The sequence below is a fragment of the Streptomyces sp. RLA131 genome (genome assembly GCF_056270125.1).
In genome coordinates, this window is record NZ_JBWDOQ010000002.1 from 990,282 (window position 1) to 1,011,382 (window position 21,101).

The window sequence follows — 21,101 nt, forward strand, 5'->3', positions numbered from 1 at the left end:
CGGTTCAGTCCGCGGCGGCCGCGACCGGGTCCTGTTCGGACTCCAGGGACGCGGCTGCCGCCTTCGCCCGGCGGCGTACGACCAGGAAGGAGGCGAGCCCGATCAGCAGGGCCGCCGCGAGGCCGGCCCAGGAGAAGCGCTTGAGCCAGGGCTCGGCCACCACGCCGACGTAGTAGATGACCGCCGTCGTGCCGCCGGCCCAGGTGATGCCGCCGAGGACGTTGGCGGTCAGGAACTTCCAGTACGGCATCTGCAGCACACCGGACAGCGGTCCGGCGAAGATCCGCAGCAGCGCGACGAAGCGGCCGAAGAACACCGCCCACATGCCCCAGCGTTCGAAGGACGCCTCGGCGGAGGCTATGTGGCCGGGCGAGAAGTGCTTGGGGAATCTGCGGCCCAGCCGGTCCAGGAGCGGGCGGCCGCCTCGGCGGCCGATGGCGTAGCCGATGGAGTCGCCGATGATCGCCCCGGCCGACGCGCAGCCGCCGACGATCCAGGGATCGACATGACCCTGCGAGGACAGCAGCGCCGAGCTGACGAGGATGATCTCGCCGGGCAGCGGAATGCCCAGGCTCTCCACCCCGATCACCAGCGTCACCAGCAGGTAGATACTGACCGGCGGGATGGTTCCGAGCCACTCCTGGACGTGCAAGGCTGTTTCCTCCCCGAGGCGCTGGCTCTGACCGCAGCGTAGCCCAGTTGCCGGAGCCCGCCGCCGCCCCGGCCGGACGGGGGCCCGGACGGGGCCCGGACGCGGGCCGGTCCCAGCCAGGCTCAGGCGTTCGGGCGCAGCGTCCAGACCACGGTCATCTCGCCGGTGACGGCCTCGTCGTCGCGCTGGATGGCGATGGCGACCGGGAACTCGGGGCGCAGGCCGGCGTCGAGTTCGGCGACGACCTCGGCGGCCGGGCGGCCCAGGGTGGCGGTGGCGGTGACCGCGCCCTTGGCGAGCTTGCGGTAACCGATCTCGGCGCTCACGGCCAGCGGAACGGCTCGCGTGAGCTGGTCCCCGAAGGCCGCCAGGACGATGGCGCCGCTGGCGGACTCCGCGAGGGTGAACATGGCACCGGCGTGGGGGCCCGCGACGTGGTTGTGGAAGTCCGGCTGGTCGGGGAGGCGGACGACGGCCCGCTCGGGGGTGGTTTCCAGGAACTCCAGGTTGAGGGTCCGGACCATGGGAACGGTGGCGGCGAGCTGCTCGCCGACGGACATCTTGGCAGCGGTCATGGCCATGATGTTACTCATGAGTAGCTATCTGGCGCCACCTGCCGCCGGTCCGGAAAACGGCTTTGCCGGACCACCGTCCGCACGCCATAGTCCCCCGGGTGACCTCACCGGCTACTCCCCCGGACACACCCCGCCCACAACCGCCGCTGTCCCCGCGGTCCCGCCCGGCCCGGCTGCCGGAGTGGGCCGAGCGGAACTTCCTGCTGCTGACGGCGTCGGCCATCGTGACGAACCTGGGCAGTTCCGGCGCGGCCATCGCCTACGCCTTCGCCGTCCTGGACGCGGGCGGCAGCGGCACCGACATCGGACTGGTCGCGGCGGCCCGCACCCTGCCGCTGGTGGTCTTCCTGCTGATCGGCGGCGCGATGGCGGACCGGCTGCCACGCCACCGGGTCATGGTCGGCGCCAACCTCCTCAACGCCCTGTCGCAGGCGGCCCTCGCCGTACTCGTGCTGTCCGGGACGGCCCGGATCTGGCAGATGGCGGCGCTGGCCGCCGTCGGCGGCGCCGGGTACGCCTTCTACGCGCCCGCGGCCGAGGGCATGGTGATGGCGACCGTGGACGGTACGCACGCCGGCCGCGCCTTCACCCTCTTCCGGATGTGCGTCAACGGCTCCAACATCGGCGGGGCCGCGCTGGGCGGGGCGCTGGCCGCCGCCTTCGGCCCCGGCTGGGTACTCGCCGTCGACGCGGGCTGCTTCGCGCTGGCCGCGGCGCTGCGGGCCTTCCTGCGGGTCACCGGCCTCGCGCGGCCCGCCCATGGAGCGGGCCTGCTGCACGATCTGCGCGACGGCTGGCGGGAGTTCGCCGGCCGGCGGTGGCTCTGGGCGATCGTGCTGCAGTTCTCGGTGGTCAACGCCGTGGCCACCGCCGCGCTGGCGGTGTACGGACCGCTGGTCGCGGACGAGCGGCTGGGCGGGGCCGGCCCCTGGGGCATCGCGCTGGCCGCCTTCGGGGTGGGCACGGTCGGTGGCGGACTGCTCATGCTGCGCTGGCGGCCGCGCCGCATCCTGCTCGCCGGCACCCTGTGCGTCTTCCCCTGGGCGCTGCCGCAGGTCGCCCTGGCCGCCGCCGCGCCGGCCCCGGTGCTGATCGCCTCGATGCTGGTCAGCGGGGTGTCCATCGAGGTCTTCGGCGTGACCTGGATGCTGGCCCTGCACCAGGAGATCCCCGAGGCGAAGCTGTCCCGGGTCTCCGCCTACGACATCTTCGGTTCGGTCTCCCTCATCCCCGTGGGGACCGCCCTGGCCGGCCCCGCCGCCGGCGCCCTCGGGCTGTCCGCCGCCCTGTGGGGGTGCGCGGCGCTGACGGTGCTGCTGACCGGCGCAGTGCTGCTCGCCCCGGAGGTGCGGCGGCTCAGCCGCACCGACGGCGGCGGCCCGCAGGTTCAGCCCACGCCGAAGGCGCCGTCCGGCGGTTCGGGCGACGGGACCGCCGTGCTGTCGTGAACCGCCACCGCCCCGGCGGCGAACCGTCGCAGCGCGGTGCCGTGCACCACCCTGGCCGGAAAGGCGTCGGCGGCCACCCGGCGGGCCAGGAGGTCCAGCGGCAGTTCCCGGCGGCTCGCGGCCAGCACCGTGTTCCCGAAGCGGCGCCCCCGCAGCACCCCCGGCTCCGCGATCACGCACACCTCGCCGAAGGCCCCGCGTACGGTGGCGATCTGCGAGCGCAGAAACGCGAACGGCGCCGCGTCCGCCAGGTTCGCCAGATACAGGCCGTCCGGGCGCAGCACCCGCGCCGCCTGGGCCAGGAACTCCGCCGTCGTCAGATGGGCCGGCACCCGCGAGCCGCCGAACACGTCCGCCACCAGCACGTCCGCGCTGCCGGCCGGAGCCTGTTCCAGCCACTGCCGGGCGTCCCGGAGATGCGGGGTGATCCCCCGCGCCGCCCCGTCCAGCGGTACGTGCTCCGCGACCAGGGCCGCCAGCGCCCGGTCGGCCTCCACCACCTGCTGCCGCGAGCCCGGCCGCCCGGCCGCCACATAGCGCGGCAGGGTCAGCGCCCCGCCGCCCAGGTGGACCACGTCCAGCGGCGCCCCGGCCGGCGCGGCCGCGTCCAGGGCGTGCCCGAGCCGGCGTACGTACTCGAATTCCAGGTGCGCCGGGTCGTCGAGGTCCACGTACGACTGCGGTGCCCCGTCGACCGTCAGCAGCCAGGCGCGGCGCCGGTCGATGTCGGGCAGCAGCCTGGCGGTGCCGAAGTCGACGGCCCGGGTGACCGGTACGGGGGATATCGCGTCGTCCACCGGCCCATTGTCCCGTACCGGCCCCGCCCCGGAGGCGGGACCGGTACGGCCCGCTAGCCGATCACCTCGCCCACCGTGCCCGCGCCGACCGTGCGGCCGCCTTCGCGGATGGCGAAGCCGAGCCCGGGCTCCAGCGGCACCGCCCGGCCGAGCTCGACCGTCATCTCGACGGTCTCGCCCGGCAGCGCCGTCCCGGCGGTGCCGAGGTCCACGTCCCCGACCACGTCGGCCGTACGGATGTAGAACTGCGGCCGGTATCCGCTGACCACCGGGGTGCGCCGGCCGCCCTCGGCCGCCGGGACGACGTACACCCGCGCCCGGAACCGGCGGCGCGGCGTCACACTGCCGGGGGCCGCCACGACATGGCCACGGGTGACCGCGTCACGCTGCACACCGCGCAGCAGCAGCGCCACGTTGTCGCCGGCCCGCGCGTCGGCCATCGGCTTGCCGAAGGTCTCCAGGCCGGTGACCACCGTGGCGGTGTCCGCGCCCAGCACCTCGACGCGGTCCCCGACCCGTACCGTGCCGCGCTCGACGGCTCCGGTGACGACCGTGCCGCGCCCGCTGATGGTGAACACGTTCTCCACCGGCAGCAGGAAGGGCGCGTCGGTGTAGCGCGTCGGGACGGGTACGCAGGTGTCGACCGCGTCCAGCAGCGCCTCGATCGCCGCCGTCCACCGCGGGTCGCCCTCCAGCGCCCGCAGCCCCGACACCCGCACCACCGGCAGCCGCTCGCCCGGGTAGCCGTGGGCGGACAGCAGCTCCCGCACCTCCAGCTCCACCAGGTCGGTCAGCTCCGGGTCCCCGGCGTCGGCCTTGTTGAGCGCCACCACGATGTGCTCGACGCCCACCTGGCGGGCGAGCAGCACATGCTCGGCGGTCTGCGGCATGATCCCGTCCAGCGCGGAGACGACCAGGATGGCGCCGTCGAGCTGGGCCGCGCCCGTGATCATGTTCTTGACGTAGTCGGCGTGGCCGGGCATGTCGACATGCGCGTAGTGCCGGGTCCGCGTCTCGTACTCCACGTGCGCGATGGTGATCGTGATCCCGCGGGCCGCCTCCTCCGGAGCCTTGTCGATCCGGTCGAACGGCACGAAGGTGCCGGTGCCACGCGCGGCCAGCACCTTGGTGATCGCGGCGGTCAGGGTGGTCTTGCCGTGGTCGACATGGCCCATCGTGCCGATGTTGAGGTGCGGCTTGGAGCGGATGTACTCCTGCTTGGACATGCTGCTTCCTTGATACGAGATGCCGTACGGGACCCCTCGGCCGGACCGACCCTCCCCCTGCGGGGTCCGCCGGATTCTCCGGGGAGGGTCAGCGTCGGGCGCCGTCGAGGAAAGCAGCCGGGGCAGCCTTCGACGCGTCCGCGACTGCGGACGTATCGGCGAGGAAGGCGTACCGGAACATAGCGACGATGATCGGCCACGTCCCCGGTCCGCGTCGACCGGTTTTCCGCGCGTCGCCGCGACGCAGGGGGGAGCACAGCGGAGTCGGCCCGATCCCGGAGCCACGGCTTCCTCGGCTAGTCTCCGAGGATGCTCGACGCTCCCCCCGCATCCGTCGGCCCGGTCGTGCTCCGGACGACGCGGCGTACGGCACGTGCGCTGATGTCACCCTGGGCCCGACTGTCCCTGCTGGTCACGCTGCTGGCCGGGGCGGGCGCCTGCGTCCTGGTGTGGGAGCCGCAACGGCTGCTGGCGCACGGCTGGCCGACGCAGCTGACGGGCGCGATGGCGGTGCTGCTCTTCGGGGCCGCGTACGGGCTGTGCGCCGTGGCGTTCGTGCCCCGGCCGCTGCTCAACGCCGGTGCCGGCGCCCTGTTCGGCTCACAGGCGGGCCTGGTGGGGGCCCTGGGCGGCACGGTCCTGGGGGCGGGGCTGGCCTTCGTCCTGGGACGGCTGCTGGGCCGGGACGCGCTCCGTCCGCTGCTGCGCGGGCGGCTGTTGCTCTCCCTGGACCGGCAGTTGAGCCGGCACGGCTTCCGCAGCATGCTGGCGGTACGGCTGTTCCCCGGGGTGCCCTTCGCCGCCGCGAACTACGGCGCCGCCCTCTCCGAGATGCGCCTGGCCCCGTTTCTGGCGGCGACCGCGCTGGGCAGCATCCCCAACACCGCCGCCTACGTCGTCGCCGGCAGCCACGCCGCGACCCCGACCTCGCCGGTCTTCCTGCTGGCCATGGGCTTCATCGCGGTGACCGGACTGGCGGCCATGGCGGTGGCCTGGCGGCGCCGGTCGCGGCGGCCGGGTCAGTGACCGACCGCCTGCCAGGTCGCGACGACCAGGGCGCACAGCCCGGTCAGCGCCGCGACGCCCGGCAGCGGCCAGCGGCCCCGCTCCAGGGCGGTGACGCGCGCTTCGAGGTCGTCCAGGCCCTTCTGGATGTGTTCACCACGCTGCACCAGCAGGGCGAGCCGTCCGTCCATACGCGTGAAGCCGACGTCGAGGCTGCGGCGCAGCTCGGTTAATTCCGCGGTGATGGTCGCGTGCTCCGGCTCCGGCATGACGGCAGGCGCCCCCTTCTCTCGGCGCCGCACGCCCGCCACGGGGGAGGCGCGGCGGGCGGCGGCCGACAGGGCGGGGGTCTCGGGGTCCCGGCCCGCCCGGCCACTCAGCGGCACACACAGTGAACCGCGCGCGGGTGGGCGCGGGAAGCGTGTGCGGCGCATGGAGTCGGGTGGGCCGTTCACACCCCGTGCGAAGCGAGGAGGTCTACGCTTTCCAGCGTTCCGCACCGGGCTGCACCTGGGAGTGGCCGTGGAATCCAACATCCTTCTGGACGCGCTCCTCTCGGAGTCCGGTCTGTCGCACGCCGGGCTCGCCGCCCGCGTCAACGCGGCCGGCCGGGCCCTGGGACTGACGCTCCGTTACGACCGTACGGCCGTCACCCGCTGGATCGGCGGCCAGCGCCCCCGGGGCCGGGTACCGGACCTGCTCTGCGAGGTGCTGGGCCGGGAAGTGCGGCGGCCACTGGCCCTGGACGACATCGGCATGCGCTCCCCCAACACCGGCCGGACGGCGCCCGGCGTCCCGCTGTCCGGCTTCGTGGACGCCGCGACCGCCCTGTGGCGCTCGGACGACAAACGCCGCCCCGGCGTGCGCAACGCCGTGCCGCTGACCGGCACCGACGCCGTGATCCCGGTGTGGGAGTGGGAGAACCCGCCGGAGGACACCGATGTCTCCCGGGGCGGCCGCGACCAGGTCGGCATGGCCGACGTGGCGATGCTGCGGGCCGCCCGCGCCCACTTCGAGGGCCTCTACCGCAGCGCCGGCGGGGTGGCCACCCGGGACCGGGTCACCGGCTTCCTCACCGCCGAGGCCGCCCCCGTACTGCGCGGCAGTTACAGCGACGCGGTGGGCCGGCACCTGTGCCGCGCGGTGGGCGGACTGGTCGGCATCGCCGGCATCTGCGCCTACGACGCCGACGCCTACGGCCTGGCCCAGCGCTACTTCCACCAGGCACTGCGCCTGGCCAAGGCCTCCGGCGACCGTCACCTGGGCGCCTGCGTCGTCGGCATGCTCGTCTACCAGTCGCTGTGGCTGGGCGACTTCCGGCAGGCGGTCGCCTTCGCGGAGGCGGCACTGCGCACCGCGGGAACGCGGATCACCCCGGCGCTCGCCGCCGACCTGTACGCGATGCAGGCGAAGGCGTACGGACACCTGGGCGATCCGTCCGGAGTGGCCCGCTGCGCCCGGCTGGCGGTCACCGCGGAGGGCCGTATACGCGCCGAGGAGGAACCGTCGGAGACCGGCTACGTCCAACCGGGCCTGGTCGACGTGCAGTTGGCGGAGGCCTACCTCAGCCTGGGCGAACTCGTCCCGGCCCACGAACACGCCCGCCGCGCCGCCGGCCTGCCCGCCCACCCCCGCGGCCGCGTCCACCGGCTCGCCGTCCTGGTCCATGTCGAACTGCGCCGGCGGCAGCCCGAACACGCCTCCGCGCTCGCCGCCGCGATGGTCGAACAGGGCCGGGGCATGGAGTCACAGCGGCTGCGCGACCGCTTCCGCGCCGTACGCGACCACCTGGCCGCATATGACGGAGCGATATCCATGCAGGCCATCGAGCTTCTGGACGAGGCCCTGCGTGTGCCGCTCTGACCGCCGCCGTGCTGCGATGTTGACAGCGGCACGGCGGAAGGCGGCGGCAACATGCGTTGGAAGAATCTCGGGGAACACACCGTGTACGAGAACCGATGGTTCCGGGTGAACCTCGCCGACGTCGAACTACCCGACGGAAGCCACCTGGACCACTACCTGATCCGGCTGCGACCGGTGGCGGTCGCCACCGCCGTCAACCGCGACAACGAGGTCCTGCTGCTGTGGCGACACCGCTTCATCACCGACAGCTGGGGCTACGAACTGCCCGCCGGCGTCGTCGAGGACGGCGAGGCCATCGCGTCGGCCGCCGCCCGCGAGATGCTGGAGGAGACCGGCTGGCGCCCCGGCCCGCTGCGCCACCTCCTCACCCTGGAACCGTCCAACGGCCTCAGCGACGCCACCCACCACGTCTACTGGTCCGACGAGGCGGCCTACCTCGGCCGTCCCCAGGACGACTTCGAGTCCGACCGCCGCGAATGGGTCCCCCTCAAAGCCGTCCCCGACCTGGTCGCCCGCGGCGCCGTCCCGGCCGCCAACATGGCCGCCGCGCTGCTCATGCTCCACGCCATCCGGCTCGGCTAGCGCGGTCACCACAAGTGGCCGACCGGGCCGTCTCGTCGCCCTCAGCCGGTCTTCCCGCCGTCCCAGTCCGCGTACCGGATCCGCGAGATCTCCAGGATCTCGCCCATCGTCCCCCACTCGTCCCTGCCCAGCCGGGACAGCGGCCGCAGCTTGCGCGCGTCCGGATGCCCGTCGACCAGCACCGCCTCGGACACCGCCGCATGCCGCACCCGCCCGAACACCACCGTGGAGTCCCCCAGCAGCACCGTGCTGTGCAACTCGCACTCCAGCACCACCGGCGAAGCCGCCACCCGCGGCGGCCCCACCACCCGGCTGGGCTCCCGCGCGATCCCGACCGCCTCGAACTCGCTCACCCCGTGCGGAAAGTCCGTCCCCGTCGCATTGACCTGCTCGAAGAGATGCTCGGGCGCGAAATTCACCACGAACTCACGCGTCTCCTCGATATTGCGCAGCGAGTCCTTCCGCCCGACCGACGTGAACTGCACCACCGGGGGGCTGACACAGGACACCGTGAAGAACGAGTGCGGGGCGAGATTCTCAACGGACTGTGCTGAACGCGTGGACACCCACGCGATGGGCCGAGGGACCACCACCGCCGTCAGAAGGCGGTAGAAGTCCTTGTTGTCCATGGCCTGGGGATCGAAGTCGATGCGCATGTCGACCAGTATCCCGCGCCGAGCCGCAGACCATACCACCAGGTCAGCGGCGCGGCGAAACCGCGAAAGCTGAGGAAGGTCCCGGGTGTCGGAAGGATCCGAACCCTGGAGCTGACACAGCACAGCAATGCCCACCGCCACCGACCTCGCCCTGTGGGACGACTTCGAGGTCCCCGCGCAGGTCCGACGCGGCCAGGTAACCCGGCGGGCACACCGGGACCATCCCCCAGGCGCGGGGAGCACCTGGGCCCTTCCGCAAAGGAAAGGGCCTCGCCGGCACGGCCCTGACGGTCGCCACCTCGTCGGATCTCGTCATCGGTGAGGATGAGGGCTGTGACTGTGACAGCGTCAGTGAGGGCGGTTCGTCGCGATGTCAACCGCATCGAGGATGGCTTTGTCGCTGTAGAGGGACAGAGGCCGGCCCGGTCCGGGTTCGCTTGGGCGCGCGCGGTGTCGCGTTGCTGCCAGGGCCTGGTGACCATGCCTTTTGCGAGCGGGCTCCACGGGATGCTGCCCCACGCCCTGGTCGGAGGGCAGGCCGAACATCTCCCGGTCCTCTTCGCGCTGGATCAGGTTCTCCTGGTCCTGCATGGACACACCGGGTCCAGCCTTGGATGTCGGTGGCGTGTTGCGTCGGTGGCGTGTTGCGTCTTGGCGAACTGCCAGGCCCACATCAACGAGGCACCGATCTTCCGGGCCTTGCCGGCCCTCACGACGTGATGGAGCCCTTCCGTGGTCTCCTCCACCGGCGTGTTGGGGGCGAGGCGATGGATCTGGCAGAGGTCGACGTGATCGGTGTCCAGGCGCCGCAGGAATGCGTCGATCTGTTCCATGAACGCTTTGCAGGACAGGGTGGCGCCGCCCGGTCCGCAACTTGGTGGCGCCTCGTTTTAGGGCCGGTTGGCCCCCGGCGCGGGCCTTCGGCCCACAGCGCGACGACGGGCGGGGCGGGACATTGGAGAAGTCACCGCACTCGCGGTGGCGGTGTCAGGAGGACGGGATCGCTATGGCAGTTCCTGATCATTCGAGCGGGCGGGCGGGACTGCGATTTCCCTCGCGCCGCAGAGCACCGGCCTCGGCGACATCCGTCGCGGCGCGTGACACCACCCGGTCCACCGCGTTCGCCATGGTCTTCGCGGGAGTACGGATCCTGACCGGGTTCGTCTTCCTCTGGGCTTTCCTCGACAAGACGTTCGGGTGGGGGTACGCGACCGGTTCGGGCAAGGGCTGGATCGATGGAGGTTCACCGACCAAGGGCTTCTTGAGCGGGGTCGTCGCGGGACCCTTGCAGTCGACCTTCCATGGCATGGCGGGTGACGCCTGGGTGAACTGGCTGTTCATGCTGGGGCTGCTGGCCATCGGCGTCGCCGTGATGGCGGGCGTGGCACTGCGGTTCGCCGCGGTGGTGGGCACCGTGATGATGGCGTTGATGTGGGCTGCCGAGTGGCCGCCGGCCCAGCACCTTTCGACCGGTGCGCCGAGCATGTCGCCGAACCCCCTGGTCGACTATCACGTCCTGTACGCCGCGGTTCTCATCGCGCTCGCTGTCGGCCATGCCGGTCGTGTGTGGGGCCTGGGCCGTGGCTGGGAGCGCACGGCGATCGTGCGCGACAACCGCTGGCTGAGCTGAGAGGTCGAGGGGCATGCGGCACAGCAGGCTCGGCTCCGTGATGACGGGCGACGTCGTACGCGCCGAGTTCGGCCCTCCGTTCAAGGAGCTGGCCCGTCTTCTCGCTCACCACGGGATCAGCGGCCTGCCCGTGGTGGACGGCGATGAGCGGGTGTTGGGGGTCGTCTCCGGCACCGACCTGCTGCGCGACCAGGCAGGCACAGCGCGTTCCCCCGGGCCGCCGCCGCGCCTGCGCCCCCTGCCCGACGGACGAGGCACCGGGGACAGGGATGCCAGGGTCCGGGCACATTCGGCCGGCCGGCTGATGTCGAAGCCTGCCGTCACGGCGCACGCCGAGGACACCGTCGCCGTCGGCGCGCGGATGATGGCGCAGCACTGGGTCGAACGGCTGCCGGTCGTCGACGCGGAGGACCGTCTCGTCGGCATCGTGACCCGGCGGGACCTTGCAGCTCTTCCTCCGGCCGGATGCGCACCTGCACTGCGAAGTCGTGGAAGAGGTCCTGGGCGGGGCCCTGTGCCTGCCGCTCGCGGCGGTCGCTGTCGACGTCCACGACGGGGTGGTCACTCTCACGGGCGAGGTGGAGCGACGCATCGAGGCCACGGTCGCGCAGCGGATGACCCGACAGGTCGACGGTGTGATCGATGTCGTCCCCGAGCTGACCTGGCGTATCGACGACAGCGTGGGCGAAACGATGGAGGAGGACCTGAAGGACGTGGCGGACGCCTGGATCCACAAACTCTGAGACGGAGAACCGGCCATGGCACGGCGGGCACTCGTCGCGTACGGAACGAGGAACGGTTCGACACGAGGGATGGCCGAGGCCGTCAAAGACGCCTTGCGCACCCACGGGATCGGGATCGGGGCCGGGGTGCATGCCGCGTCCGAGGTCAGGGACGGGACTCCGTACGACGTGGTGGTTCTCGGCGGCGCGCTGTACGCGGGCCACCGACACGGGGGCGCCGTACGATTCGCGCGCCGACACCGTGCCACGCTGCTGGATCGGGCGGTGTGGCTGTTCATCAGCGGCGGTCCGCTCGACGCATCGGCCGACAAGCGGGACATCCCGCCGGTGCCCGGTGCGCGGCGCCCGGTGCGCGGTGACACGCCGCGATGCCCGACGGCACGTGACGTTCGGCGGCCGGCTCGAAGCCGGGGCGCGAGGGCAGGTACTTGCCCACCGGCTCCACGCGGTCAGTGTCCGCCTGCTGGGTCTCTACGGGCCCGCCCGTAGCGGGTCGCTTCGCTGACGATCCCGGTCGGACGGCTCTGCGGGCGCTACGGGCAGTGGTTGGTGCTGAACGAGCCCGGCACGATCGACGGGGACAACTACGCCCGGAGGGCGATGTGAGCCAGGAACGCGTTTTCACACCGGAGTCACCGATCCGGGTCTTCCTGCTCGACGATCACGAGGTCGTACGACGTGGGGTTCACGACCTGCTCGACCTGGAACCGGACATCGCGGTGGTCGGCGAGGCGGGAACCAGTGCGCAGGCGCTGGTCCGCGGTCCGGCGCTGCGTCCGGACGTCGCGATCCTGGACATTCGCCTCCCGGACAGTGACGGCATCGCCGTCTGCCGTGAACTGCGTGACCGGATGCCGGAGTTGGCCTGCCTGATGCTGACTTCGTCCGACGATGACGACGCCCTGCTGGACGCGATCATGGCCGGGGCGGCCGGCTACGTGTTGAAGCAGATCAAGGGCTCCGACCTGGTCACGGCGGTGCGGACGGTGGCCTCGGGGCAGTCGATGCTGGACCCGGCGACCACCGGACGGCTGATGAGCAGTCTGCGCTCCCCCTCCGGGCAACCTGCTTCAGAGGCAGAACCGTTGGACGCTCTGACCATGCGCGAACGCCAGATTCTGGATCTCATCGGTGAGGGACTCACCAATCGCCAGATCGGCAAGCGTCTCTATCTGTCGGAGAAGACCATCAAGAACCACATATCGCGGCTTCTGGCGAAACTCGGGGTCGAGCGCCGCGTCCAGGCGGCGGTTCTGGCAGTCCGGCTGACCTCACCGCCCCACGAGGACGCCTGATCCCGCTGGGGCCCCGGCTAGCGGCGATCAGGCAATGGGACGGCCCAGCGGAGAAGGGTGCCGCCCTCGGGCGGGGCGGTCAGGGTGAGTTCACCACCCAGGTTCCGCGCGCGCTCACTGAGATTGCGCAGCCCGCTGCTGTGTCCGCCTTCGCCGATTCCGACGCCGTTGTCGGTGACGGTCAGTGTGAGCCGCTCGTTGCGGACGACGAGTGCGATCTCCGCGGACGGGGTGTGTGCGTGCCGGGCGATGTTCGACAGTGCTTCGCTCAGCACCGCCACGACCTCGTCCGCCACGGTGTGCGGGACATCGGTGTCGAGCAGGCCCTCCATGAGCAGGGACGGCGTGAACCCCAGAGAGGGAACGGCTTCCTCGGCAGTCCTGGAGGCACGGGCCCGCAGGCCGTGGCCGATCACGGTGCTGTCGTGGGCCCGCAGACCGAAGATCGTGGACCGGATGATTTTGATGGTGGTGTCGAGGTCGTCGACCGCCCGGCCGATCCGCTCGGTCGCTTCCGGGTGCTCGACGAAGCGATTCGCGCTCTGCAGCGTCATTCCCGTGGCGAACAGCCTTTGGATGGCGAGGTCGTGGAGGTCGCGTGCAATGCGGTCGCGGTCCTCCAGCAGGCTCACCTGCTCGGCCGTCCTGCGTCGGTCGGCGAGTTCCAGCGCGAGCGCGGCCTGGCCGGCGAAACCGGGCAGCGGCGCGATCTCCGCCTGGGTAAAGGGCGGGCGCCCCGCGGTGCGCGCGAGTACGAGCACCCCGCGATCCTTGTCACTGGTACTTATAGGAACGGCGACCGCGGGTCCCAGCCCCGTCCACCGTTCGGGACAGTAGGTGACCCGCGGGTCACTCCCCACCTCCGAGGTGACGATCAACTGCCCTGCGGCCAGGGCCTCCCCGCTCAGAGTCCCATCGCGAGGCAGCCTCACACCACGATGCAGCGCGGCACCTTCCCCGAGCGCGAGTACCCCGCGCAGTTCCTGCCTTCCGGGGGTGACCAGTTCGACCACGCCGAGATCGGCCGACGTGATGTCCTGCGCCCGGTTCAGCATCAGCTCCAGTACCTTCGTTTCAGGCGTTCCGGAGAGCAGGCCACGAGTGAGTTCGGCACTGGCTGCCAACCAGCGTTCCCTGACCTGTCCCTCCGCGTACAGACGGGCGTTGTCGATCGCCACCCCTGCGGCTGCGGCCAGGGTCGACAGGACGGCTTCGTCCTCGCTGTCGAACGGGAGACCACCGCGTTTCTGGGTGAGGTAGAGGTTGCCGAACACTTCTCCCCGGACACGGACGGGCACACCCAGGAAGGAGTGCATCGGCGGGTGGTGCGCGGGAAAGCCGTGCGAGGCCGGGTGTTCCGACAGCTCTGTCAGCCGCAATGGCTCCGGATGGCTGATCAGCTCGCCGAGGAGCCCGTGCCCGGCGGGCAGAACCCCGATCCGTGCCTGCTCGGCCTCGCTGACCCCGACCGGGAGGAACTGCACGAGGCTCTGATCGGGACCTATGACACCAAGTGCGCCGTATTCGGCATCGACCAGAACCACCGCGGCCTTGGTGATGTGGCGCAGCACCTGGGAGAGATCGAGCTCGCGGCCCACCGACAGGACGGCCTCCAGCAGCCCGTGAAGGCGCCCCTGGGTGCCGCGAACCTCCCCGATCTGCGCCTGAAGCTCTTCGAGCAGCTCGTCCAGGCGTAGTCGTGGCACCGTCTCGGACGGTGCGGGTTCCTTGGCGTTCACTTGCTGCCTCCGGTCGCTTGGTCGTCCCGGGTGACCCTGCCGTTGCTGGTGCCTGGTGGATGCCGCGGGCAGGTCAGAACTGGTGCTCCGCGTCATGACAGATGAGGCACGTAAGGCGGCGAGCAGGCTTCTTGAGAGTGGCGAGGCCCATGCCTTCGTTCCGCTCCAGATGCTGCACGGTGACCTCGATGTGATCGGGGCAGAGCGAGGCCCCGCAATTCCGGCAGACGGCGACGGCCGAGGTGGTCACCCCGGACTGGTGACAGTCGTAGCAGTTCATGCTTCCTTCTGCTCTCCGAGTGGCCGACGGATACGACGGGGTGCGAAAGCACGCCCGGTTGAGCCGAGTCCTGCAGCAGGTGCACGCTCAAGTGGCGCACAAGCTCGGGTGCCCCGTTCTGCGGTTCCTACGAGCGTGCGGTGGTGGTCATCGGCCGACATCTCGGCGAGGGCAGAGGGGCGAAGGGGCACGACCACCGACGCTGCGGTGAGCCCTTCGGGCTGTCTTGGCGGGATCAGGGAGTCCTCCCACCAGGACAGCCCCCGTCATCGTGCCGATCAAGGCGAGCGGGAGCGCCGCCGGTAGGAGCACCACGTTCATGAGTACCGCCAGGACTTCGATGGCCTGTTGAGGAGGGCGGGGCAGATGAAGACGCCTCGCTGGACGCATCGGGAGCCCAGGGCCACCGTGTGGAAAGAAGCGAGAAACGGCCCTGCGACGGGTGAGCGCAAGTGCTCCGGCGCGACATCGCGGTGAAAGCGGCGCGGCCGGGGACCAGGGCGGCACCATCCACACCGGCTAGTCCCCGGATTCGGCCCCGCACAGCCGCGGTCGCCCGGGGGCGCCGGGATCGGACCGGGCCGGGGACAGGGCCATTCGGCACCTGTGCCCGGTCGGGCGTGGTCCTGGTCCGGGAGACCGGGCTCCGGTCCCCGACGGCCGGACCACGCCAGGAAGTCAACAACGTCCTGCCAACCCACGATCTGAAGCCCCTCGGCTTCTTCGCGTAATCCCTCCGGCGGCCGCCCCGCCGCGTGGGTCAGCGGGCGCCGATCCGGCGTCCGGTGACCCGCTCCGGGGCGATGCGCACCCGCAGTTCGCGGTCGCCGCCCGCCCACGGTGCGGAGCGGGCCGCGCCGACGAGGTGCCGGGCGGCGGCGGGGTCGGTCACGTACTCGGCACGGCCGAAGACGAGAACGCTCCAGCCCTGGCTCGGCGCATCGTCGATATGGTCCACCTCGAAGGCGGCCTCGGTTCCGGCGGCCAAGGCGGGCGTGGCACCGGGCGCGGTCCTCCTTTCACCTGGTCACTCATCAGTCATGGGGTGTGGGCCGGTCAGGCCCGGGCCTCGTCCGGGCCTGCCCGGTGGCCCGTGTGGACCGGCTCTCCGCGCGGGCTGTGCCGAAGCCGACCAGGCCCGCGGCGAGAGCAGCCACAAGACCGGGCCAGGACGGCGGTGAGGTCTCCAGGACGGCCCGCAGGAACGGCATGTACAGCGCGGCGGCGCCCAGACCCACCGCGGCCAGCACCGCCCAGGGCAGGAAAGGGTTCTCACGGGTGAACAGCCGCTCCCGCAGGCCCAGTACGACGCCGAGCTGGGCGGCCAGCAACGCGAGGAACAGCGTGGTCTGCCAGGGCTGCCCGGCGTGCCGGGCCCACAGCCCCGCGGCGAGGCTCGCGGCGGTGACCACCGTGGCGAGGCGGAGTATCCGCTGCCACAGCCCGCCGCCGAGCACATGCTGCCCAGGCGGGCGCGGCGCGCGGCGCATGGCATGCCGGGAGACCGGCTCGGCACCCATGGCGACGCCCGTCAGACCGTGGGTGAGGAGGTTGATCCACAGGATCTGGCCGGCCCGCAGGGGCAGCGCGAGCCCGAACAGCGGGCCGAGCAGCATGACAAGGATCTCCGCGACGCCACCGGCCAGGGCGTAGAGCAGGAAGCGGCGGATGTTGTCGTAGACCCGTCGGCCCTCCTCCACCGCCGTGACCACGGTGGACAGTTCGTCGTCGGCGAGCACCAGGTCGGCCGCCTGCCGGGCGACTTCTGTTCCCCGGCGGCCCATGGCCACGCCGATGTCGGCCTGCCGCAGCGCCGGGCCGTCGTTGACGCCGTCGCCGGTCATGGCGGTGACGGCACCACCGGCGCGCCAGACCTGGACGATGTCCAGCTTCTGCTGCGGGGTGGTGCGGGCGAACACCCGGACCCGGGTGAGGTCCGGGACCTGCCCGTCGGCCAGGTCCTTGCCGGTTACGACCTCGTCGGAGGCGGTACTGCCGGAGACACTGTTGCCGGGACCGAGGATTCCGACCCTGGTCGCGATGGCGCGGGCGGTGGCCGGGTGGTCGCCGGTGATCAGCACCGGGGTGATGCCGGCCAGCCGGCAGGCCGTGACGGTCGCCGCGGCCGCTTCCTTGGGCGGGTCACTGATGGCCACCAGGCCCAGCAGCCGCAGCCCGGTCTCGGCCTCCTCGTACCGGGCCGGGAGGTCAACACGCAGGGCCGATGCCACGGCCAGGACGCGGAAGCCCTCGGCGGAAAGCGTGGCGGCCTCCTTACGGGCGCGTTCCAACAGGTCGGGGCTCTCGTCCAGGGTCTCGCCGTCGAGCACCGCCTCCGGCGCGCCCTTGAGACAGACCTCCACCTCGCCGGAAGGCGCGCGGTGCAGTGTGGTCATGCGCTTGCGGAGACTGTCGAACGGCACCTCGCCGACGCGCGGGTGCGCGGGCAGCAGTTCGTCTCGGTCGCGGCCGGCCTTCGCGGTGGCGGCGAGCAGCGCCGCCTCGGTGGGATCCCCGAGTGCGGTCCAGCCGTCCGTACCGTTCTCAGGGGGCCGCAGCGAGGCGTCGTTGCACAGTGCCGCCGCCGTGAGCAGTTCCTGTACGGCACGCAGCGCGGCGGGGGCAGGGGGCTTGCCCGCGACCAGGACCTCACCGGTGGGCCCGTAGCCGGAACCGGTGAGCGCGGCCGTGCCCCTGGTGGTCCAGACACGTTCCACGACCATCCGGCCCTCGGTGAGCGTGCCGGTCTTGTCGGTGGCCAGCATGGTGACCGAACCGAGTGTCTCGACTGCGGACAGTCGTCGTACCAGCGCGTGGCGGGCGGCCATCCGCCGGGCGCCGAGGGCCAGTCCGAGCGTGACGACGGCGGGCAGCGACTCGGGGACGGCGGCCACGGCGAGGCTGATCGCGGTGACCGCCATGATCTGCGGCGACTGGCCGCGGGCGAGGCCGAGAACGAAGACGATCAGACACAGACCTACCGCCACCAGGGCCAGCACCCGGCCGAGACCGGCCAGTCGGCGCTGCAGCGGGGTCGGTTCCTCGTGCGGGTGCAGCATGGCGGCGACGCGGCCGAGCGCGCTGTGCGGCCCGGTCGCGGTGACGGTGGCGACGGCCCGGCCGCGTACCACGACGGTGCCCGCCTGGAGCCCTCCGGTGTCCGGCTCCCCGCCCCGCGCGTCCTTGTCCACCGGCACCGACTCCCCGGTCAGCGCCGACTCGTCGACCAGCAGCGCGGACGACTCGGTCAGTGCCGCGTCGGCGGGGACGATGTCGCCCTCGCCGAGCACCAGCGCGTCGCCCGGTACGACGGCCGCGGAGGCGACCTCGCGCTCGGTGCCGCCGCGCAGCACCCGGGCTGTCGGCGCGGTCATGGCGGACAGCGCCGCGACGGCGTTGTCCGCGCGTACTTCCTGGGCCACCCCCACGGTAGTGTTCGCCACGATCACCAGGGCGATGACCACCGCGTCCGCGTGGTCCCCGGTCAGCACGGTGAGCACCACCGCCGCCAGCAGGATCAGGATCATCGGGTCACGCAGTTGGGCGCCGACTCGCGACCACAGCGGTATCCGGCGCTGCGCGCCCAGCTCATTGGGACCGCATTCCGCCAGTCTCCGGGCGGCCTGGTCCTCGGTGAGACCCGCCGCTTCTACGACGCCGGGCGTGGGAGCGGGTTGAGGTGTCATGGTCTTCCTGGGTTCGTTGCGGTGGCTTTCGGCAGTGCACGGTCTCCGGGCGTGCACCGGCCTCCGCGGGTTCGTTCCGGTCCTGGCACGCGATCACGCTGTTGTCCGCCTCGTCCTCATCCCGGCAGCAGGACCGGTTGGACCTCTTGCCCGGACACCTCTTGCTCCGACTCCGGACCGGGATCAGGCGCGCTTCCGGTCCCACTGGGGGCCGGTCCTGGCCCAGGCCCGCTCCCACTGCGCCGCGCGGCGCCTGTCCAGTTGCCGCCGTACGATCAGACGGCCGCCGAGCAGCAGCAGGGCAACACCGCCCGCGGCCAGCGCTCCGGCGAGGGCGGACTCCGCGAGTGCCTGTCCCGGGCCGGGTGGCTCACCGACGAGCCGGCCCTGGCCGTCCGTCCAGATCACGGTCCTGGCACCGGCCCTGCTGCCCACCCCGATCGGCGCCCGCGCCGTACGGAGGGAGCCGTCGGACGCCGTCCACTGCACGGTCGCCCAGGTACGGGCGTACATGCCGGGCTCCGGCTTGGCTGCGTTCCCGGTCAGCACGGCGGAGGTGCGGTGCCGTTCCTGGCGCTGGTGGAGCAGCCCGCTCCCGACAGCCACCGCGCTCAGAGTGCCTGCCAGGGGCGTGCCCACCGCCATCACCACGGCCGTCACCAGGACGAGCCACGCCTCGACGGCATCCGAGCGGCGCCTGAGCGGATTGCGCCGCCACCGCCAGCACCTCACCTTCGCACCCATGACCGACTCCGCTTCCCGAACGCCGCAGTACGAATGACCCTCCAGCGACCGTCGCACGCACACCGCGCACAGGAGCAGGGCCCAACGGCCCGGATATGAGACCGATGGACCCCGTTTGACCGCCGGCGGAGGCCGACCGGACAGCGCGGCCGGCCGGCACCTCGATGGCCGTGCGTGCGTCGGCGACCGCCTGCTCGGCGAAGCAACCGCCCACGGACCAGCCGGTGTTGACCTGGCTCAGGCAGAGGGGGCCACGCTCACCGGCACCACCGGATCCGGTGTCTCCGCCGGTGTGCCCGTCGGCACCTCCACCGACGCCGCCCAGCACCGCGCCCGTGCTCCCTGGTACACCATCAGGACCGGCCCGTCGCCGTCCGACATGATCACCGATCTCCGCCGCACAATCATCGCCGGAGTTCGGGCTCGGACCTGGACCCGGGCTCGGACCCGGGCTGGGGCTCGTCGTTGTTGCCGTACGCCGGCCAGTCGCCCCCGACCTCGTAGTCGACGGCCAGGCCCTTGGCGTCCCGGATGACCTTCACCCGGGCGTGTTTGGTGGCCGAGAGAGACTGTCCGCGGCCACCGAAAGACCTGCGATGCCGCAGGCCATCGTGCGATGGACCGGGTGGTCGTGCAGGGCGGCCATCTCGATGCGCTCGTAGGCGTACTTGTCGTGCATGTAGTGGATGACGTTGAGGGCGTTGACGTAGGTCTCCGCGAGCCGGTCCAGCATCCGGTCGTAGGCAGCGGCCAGCTCGACCGGATCGAGGTACTCGCCGGTCAACGGCGTTTCGGCGGTCGTTATCTGATTGCCAATCACTTCGCCGCGGCCACCGTTGATCGCGTAGAGCAGGGCCTTGGCGAGGTTGACCCGGGCGCCGAAGAACTGCATCTGCTTCCCGACCGCCATGGCCGAGACGCAGCAGGCAATCACAGTGTCGTCGCCGGTGGCCGGGCGCGGCAGATCGTCGGACTCGTACTGGGCGGAGCTCGCGACGATGGAGACCTGGGCGCAGAAGTGCGCGAAGCCGGTGTGCGGTTGGGGCGACCAGAGGACGGTGAGGTTGGGTTCGGGGGCCGGGCCGAGGTTGTAGAGGGTCTGGAGGACGCCGAAGGAGGTGCGGGTGACCAGCGTGCGTCCGTCCTCGCCGGGGCCGCCGATGGACTCCGTCATCCAGGTGGGGTCGCCGGAGAACAGCGCGTCGTATTCCGGCGTGCGCAGGAAGCGAACGATCCGCAGCTTGATGACGAAGTCGTCGATCGGCTCCTGGGCGCGGGTCTCGTCGATCAGGCCCTCGGTGAGGTCGCGGGCAAGGTAGATGTCGAGGTAGGTGGAGGTCCGGCCCAGCGACATCGCGGCGCCGTTCTGCTCCTTCACCGCGGTGAGGCAGCCGAGGCAGAGCCATTGGACGGCTTCATGGGCGGTGGCGGCGGGGCGGGTGAAGTCACAGCCGTACGAGGCTGCCATCGTCGGCAACTCGCCCAGGGTGCGGGCTTGTTCGGCGGGTTCCTCGCGGTCGCGGATCACGTCGGCGGTGGAGAGGCGGGCGTACAGCAGGACGCGTTCGGCGTGCTCGGCCTCGATCAGGCGGGTGGTGCCGTAGAGGGCAACACGGAGGTAGTCCCCGATGATCCGGCCGCGGCCGTAGGCGTCGGGCAGCCCGGTGATGGTCCCGGCCTTGCGGGCGGTCTTCATGGCGGGGGTGCAGGCGCCGAAGACCCCGTCGTTGTGGGTCTTGCGGTAGGTTCCGAAGACCCGGCTGACGAACGGGCCGGGCCTGTAGCCGTACGCCCGCAGGCCGTTCTCCACCATCCGCAGACCGCCGCCCGGCATGATCGCCCGCTTCAGCGGCGCGTCGGTCTGGAGGCCGACGATCAGCTCGCGGTCGCGGTCGATGAACCCGGGCGCATGCGAGGTGATTGTGGACGGGGTGGCGGCGTCGACGTCGAGAATGCCCCGGCGGCGCTCCTCGGGGAAGAGCGCCGAGGCCTTGCCCCACACCGCGCGGGTCCGCTCGGTCGGGCCGGCAAGGAAGCCCTGATCGCCCTTGCAAGGCGTGTAGTTGGCCTGAACGAAGCCGCGCACGTCGATCTTCTCGCGCCATTGCCGTCCGGCGAAACCCTGCCATGCCGCAGCGGGTGCGTCCGTCTCTGTCGGTGCCGTTACGGTCATCACTGCC

Annotated in this window: 20 protein-coding genes and 3 pseudogenes; 9 read left to right on the forward strand and 14 right to left on the reverse strand. The window is 71.8% G+C overall.

The annotated features are described in order from the left end of the window. Positions 1–4: 4 nt before the first annotated feature. Together RWE79_RS05360 and RWE79_RS05365 are read right to left on the reverse strand one after the other, a co-directional pair. Positions 5–652: a DedA family protein gene (locus RWE79_RS05360; protein WP_475938856.1), complete on the reverse strand. Its 648-nt coding sequence runs from the start codon at positions 650–652 to the stop codon at positions 5–7. Positions 653–774: 122 nt separating this feature from the next. Beyond that, on the reverse strand, positions 775–1,212 hold the full coding sequence (locus tag RWE79_RS05365) for a DUF4442 domain-containing protein (protein WP_475945612.1): 438 nt from the start codon (positions 1,210–1,212) through the stop codon (positions 775–777). Between the two features lie 113 nt (positions 1,213–1,325). On the opposite strand from RWE79_RS05365, the gene RWE79_RS05370 reads away from it, so the two are divergent. Continuing rightward, complete coding sequence (locus tag RWE79_RS05370; RefSeq protein WP_475938857.1) at positions 1,326–2,675, forward strand: MFS transporter; 1,350 nt, start codon at positions 1,326–1,328, stop codon at positions 2,673–2,675. Here the strand turns inward: RWE79_RS05370 and RWE79_RS05375 are convergent. Further along, positions 2,615–3,472 carry a spermidine synthase gene (locus tag RWE79_RS05375; RefSeq protein WP_475938858.1) on the reverse strand — a complete coding sequence of 286 codons (858 nt, stop codon included), beginning with the start codon at positions 3,470–3,472 and terminating at the stop codon, positions 2,615–2,617. The genes RWE79_RS05370 and RWE79_RS05375 overlap by 61 nt on opposite strands. A 53-nt stretch (positions 3,473–3,525) precedes the next feature. Continuing rightward, positions 3,526–4,698 carry an elongation factor Tu gene (tuf, locus tag RWE79_RS05380; protein WP_475938859.1) on the reverse strand — a complete coding sequence of 391 codons (1,173 nt, stop codon included), beginning with the start codon at positions 4,696–4,698 and terminating at the stop codon, positions 3,526–3,528. A gap of 309 nt (positions 4,699–5,007) precedes the next feature. On the opposite strand from tuf, the gene RWE79_RS05385 reads away from it, so the two are divergent. After that, positions 5,008–5,724 (forward strand): TVP38/TMEM64 family protein, encoded by a 717-nt coding sequence (locus RWE79_RS05385; protein ID WP_475938860.1) that lies wholly within the window; start codon positions 5,008–5,010, stop codon positions 5,722–5,724. Here the strand turns inward: RWE79_RS05385 and RWE79_RS05390 are convergent. Then, positions 5,718–6,089, reverse strand: a complete 372-nt coding sequence (locus RWE79_RS05390) for a hypothetical protein (RefSeq protein ID WP_475938861.1) — start codon at positions 6,087–6,089, stop codon at positions 5,718–5,720. The genes RWE79_RS05385 and RWE79_RS05390 overlap by 7 nt on opposite strands. Positions 6,090–6,225: 136 nt before the next feature. Here RWE79_RS05390 and RWE79_RS05395 point away from each other — a divergent pair, with 136 nt between their 5' ends. Both RWE79_RS05395 and RWE79_RS05400 read left to right on the forward strand, forming a co-directional pair. Further along, entirely contained in the window at positions 6,226–7,566 is a 1,341-nt protein-coding gene (locus tag RWE79_RS05395; RefSeq protein WP_475938862.1) for a transcriptional regulator, read from the forward strand. A 51-nt stretch (positions 7,567–7,617) separates the two neighbouring features. After that, a complete protein-coding gene (locus tag RWE79_RS05400) occupies positions 7,618–8,148 on the forward strand; it encodes an NUDIX hydrolase (protein ID WP_475938863.1) in 531 nt (176 codons plus the stop codon). Positions 8,149–8,189: 41 nt separating this feature from the next. Here RWE79_RS05400 and RWE79_RS05405 read toward each other — a convergent pair whose 3' ends face one another. The 3 genes from RWE79_RS05405 to RWE79_RS05415 all read right to left on the reverse strand — a co-directional run bounded on the left by RWE79_RS05405 (position 8,190) and on the right by RWE79_RS05415 (position 9,637). After that, entirely contained in the window at positions 8,190–8,804 is a 615-nt protein-coding gene (locus RWE79_RS05405) for a flavin reductase family protein (protein WP_475938864.1), read from the reverse strand. A gap of 348 nt (positions 8,805–9,152) precedes the next feature. Continuing rightward, a complete protein-coding gene (locus tag RWE79_RS05410; protein ID WP_475938865.1) occupies positions 9,153–9,395 on the reverse strand; it encodes a hypothetical protein in 243 nt (80 codons plus the stop codon). Beyond that, complete coding sequence (locus RWE79_RS05415) at positions 9,374–9,637, reverse strand: aldo/keto reductase (RefSeq protein WP_475938866.1); 264 nt, start codon at positions 9,635–9,637, stop codon at positions 9,374–9,376. The genes RWE79_RS05410 and RWE79_RS05415 overlap by 22 nt, the downstream gene beginning before the upstream one ends. A gap of 173 nt (positions 9,638–9,810) precedes the next feature. Here RWE79_RS05415 and RWE79_RS05420 point away from each other — a divergent pair, with 173 nt between their 5' ends. The 5 genes and pseudogenes from RWE79_RS05420 to RWE79_RS05440 all read left to right on the forward strand — a co-directional run bounded on the left by RWE79_RS05420 (position 9,811) and on the right by RWE79_RS05440 (position 12,472). Then, positions 9,811–10,434 (forward strand): hypothetical protein, encoded by a 624-nt coding sequence (locus RWE79_RS05420; protein WP_475938867.1) that lies wholly within the window; start codon positions 9,811–9,813, stop codon positions 10,432–10,434. Positions 10,435–10,474: 40 nt separating this feature from the next. Then, positions 10,475–10,822 (forward strand): annotated as a pseudogene (locus RWE79_RS05425) (CBS domain-containing protein); the annotation flags it as partial. Positions 10,823–10,922: 100 nt separating this feature from the next. Continuing rightward, a complete protein-coding gene (locus RWE79_RS05430) occupies positions 10,923–11,177 on the forward strand; it encodes a BON domain-containing protein (RefSeq protein WP_475938868.1) in 255 nt (84 codons plus the stop codon). Positions 11,178–11,246: 69 nt separating this feature from the next. After that, the gene (locus tag RWE79_RS05435) at positions 11,247–11,666 is read left to right on the forward strand and encodes a flavodoxin domain-containing protein (protein ID WP_475938869.1); all 420 of its coding nucleotides are present in this window, start codon (positions 11,247–11,249) and stop codon (positions 11,664–11,666) included. A gap of 113 nt (positions 11,667–11,779) precedes the next feature. Further along, a complete protein-coding gene (locus RWE79_RS05440) occupies positions 11,780–12,472 on the forward strand; it encodes a response regulator (protein ID WP_475938870.1) in 693 nt (230 codons plus the stop codon). A 17-nt stretch (positions 12,473–12,489) separates the two neighbouring features. Here the strand turns inward: RWE79_RS05440 and RWE79_RS05445 are convergent, their stop codons facing one another. The 6 genes and pseudogenes from RWE79_RS05445 to RWE79_RS05470 form a co-directional block, all read right to left on the reverse strand. Continuing rightward, positions 12,490–14,307 carry a sensor histidine kinase gene (locus RWE79_RS05445; protein ID WP_475938871.1) on the reverse strand — a complete coding sequence of 606 codons (1,818 nt, stop codon included), beginning with the start codon at positions 14,305–14,307 and terminating at the stop codon, positions 12,490–12,492. Next, positions 14,285–14,491 (reverse strand): DUF2180 family protein, encoded by a 207-nt coding sequence (locus tag RWE79_RS05450; protein WP_475938872.1) that lies wholly within the window; start codon positions 14,489–14,491, stop codon positions 14,285–14,287. The genes RWE79_RS05445 and RWE79_RS05450 overlap by 23 nt, the downstream gene beginning before the upstream one ends. Positions 14,492–15,251: 760 nt before the next feature. Next, positions 15,252–15,491, reverse strand: a pseudogene (locus RWE79_RS05455) (pyridoxamine 5'-phosphate oxidase family protein); the annotation flags it as partial. A gap of 34 nt (positions 15,492–15,525) precedes the next feature. Continuing rightward, on the reverse strand, positions 15,526–18,177 hold the full coding sequence (locus RWE79_RS05460; protein WP_475938873.1) for a cation-translocating P-type ATPase: 2,652 nt from the start codon (positions 18,175–18,177) through the stop codon (positions 15,526–15,528). Between the two features lie 183 nt (positions 18,178–18,360). Continuing rightward, on the reverse strand, positions 18,361–18,921 hold the full coding sequence (locus RWE79_RS05465; RefSeq protein ID WP_475938874.1) for an Rv1733c family protein: 561 nt from the start codon (positions 18,919–18,921) through the stop codon (positions 18,361–18,363). A gap of 458 nt (positions 18,922–19,379) precedes the next feature. Then, positions 19,380–21,094: pseudogene (locus tag RWE79_RS05470) on the reverse strand (pyruvate formate lyase family protein); the annotation flags it as partial. Positions 21,095–21,101: the final 7 nt, after the last annotated feature.

What these genes read in the sequence shown, in the direction of transcription:
- RWE79_RS05365 (WP_475945612.1), bottom strand. Translation starts at nt 1,212, where the DNA reads ATGTCCGTCGGCGAGCAGCTCGCCGCCACCGTTCCCATGGTCCGGACC.
- tuf (WP_475938859.1), bottom strand. Translation starts at nt 4,698, where the DNA reads ATGTCCAAGCAGGAGTACATCCGCTCCAAGCCGCACCTCAACATCGGC.
- RWE79_RS05385 (WP_475938860.1), top strand. Translation starts at nt 5,008, where the DNA reads ATGCTCGACGCTCCCCCCGCATCCGTCGGCCCGGTCGTGCTCCGGACG.
- RWE79_RS05400 (WP_475938863.1), top strand. Translation starts at nt 7,618, where the DNA reads ATGCGTTGGAAGAATCTCGGGGAACACACCGTGTACGAGAACCGATGG.
- RWE79_RS05405 (WP_475938864.1), bottom strand. Translation starts at nt 8,804, where the DNA reads ATGCGCATCGACTTCGATCCCCAGGCCATGGACAACAAGGACTTCTAC.
- RWE79_RS05410 (WP_475938865.1), bottom strand. Translation starts at nt 9,395, where the DNA reads ATGCAGGACCAGGAGAACCTGATCCAGCGCGAAGAGGACCGGGAGATG.
- RWE79_RS05415 (WP_475938866.1), bottom strand. Translation starts at nt 9,637, where the DNA reads ATGGAACAGATCGACGCATTCCTGCGGCGCCTGGACACCGATCACGTC.
- RWE79_RS05420 (WP_475938867.1), top strand. Translation starts at nt 9,811, where the DNA reads ATGGCAGTTCCTGATCATTCGAGCGGGCGGGCGGGACTGCGATTTCCC.
- RWE79_RS05435 (WP_475938869.1), top strand. Translation starts at nt 11,247, where the DNA reads ATGGCCGAGGCCGTCAAAGACGCCTTGCGCACCCACGGGATCGGGATC.
- RWE79_RS05445 (WP_475938871.1), bottom strand. Translation starts at nt 14,307, where the DNA reads ATGACGCGGAGCACCAGTTCTGACCTGCCCGCGGCATCCACCAGGCAC.
- RWE79_RS05450 (WP_475938872.1), bottom strand. Translation starts at nt 14,491, where the DNA reads ATGAACTGCTACGACTGTCACCAGTCCGGGGTGACCACCTCGGCCGTC.
- RWE79_RS05460 (WP_475938873.1), bottom strand. Translation starts at nt 18,177, where the DNA reads ATGACACCTCAACCCGCTCCCACGCCCGGCGTCGTAGAAGCGGCGGGT.
- RWE79_RS05465 (WP_475938874.1), bottom strand. Translation starts at nt 18,921, where the DNA reads ATGGGTGCGAAGGTGAGGTGCTGGCGGTGGCGGCGCAATCCGCTCAGG.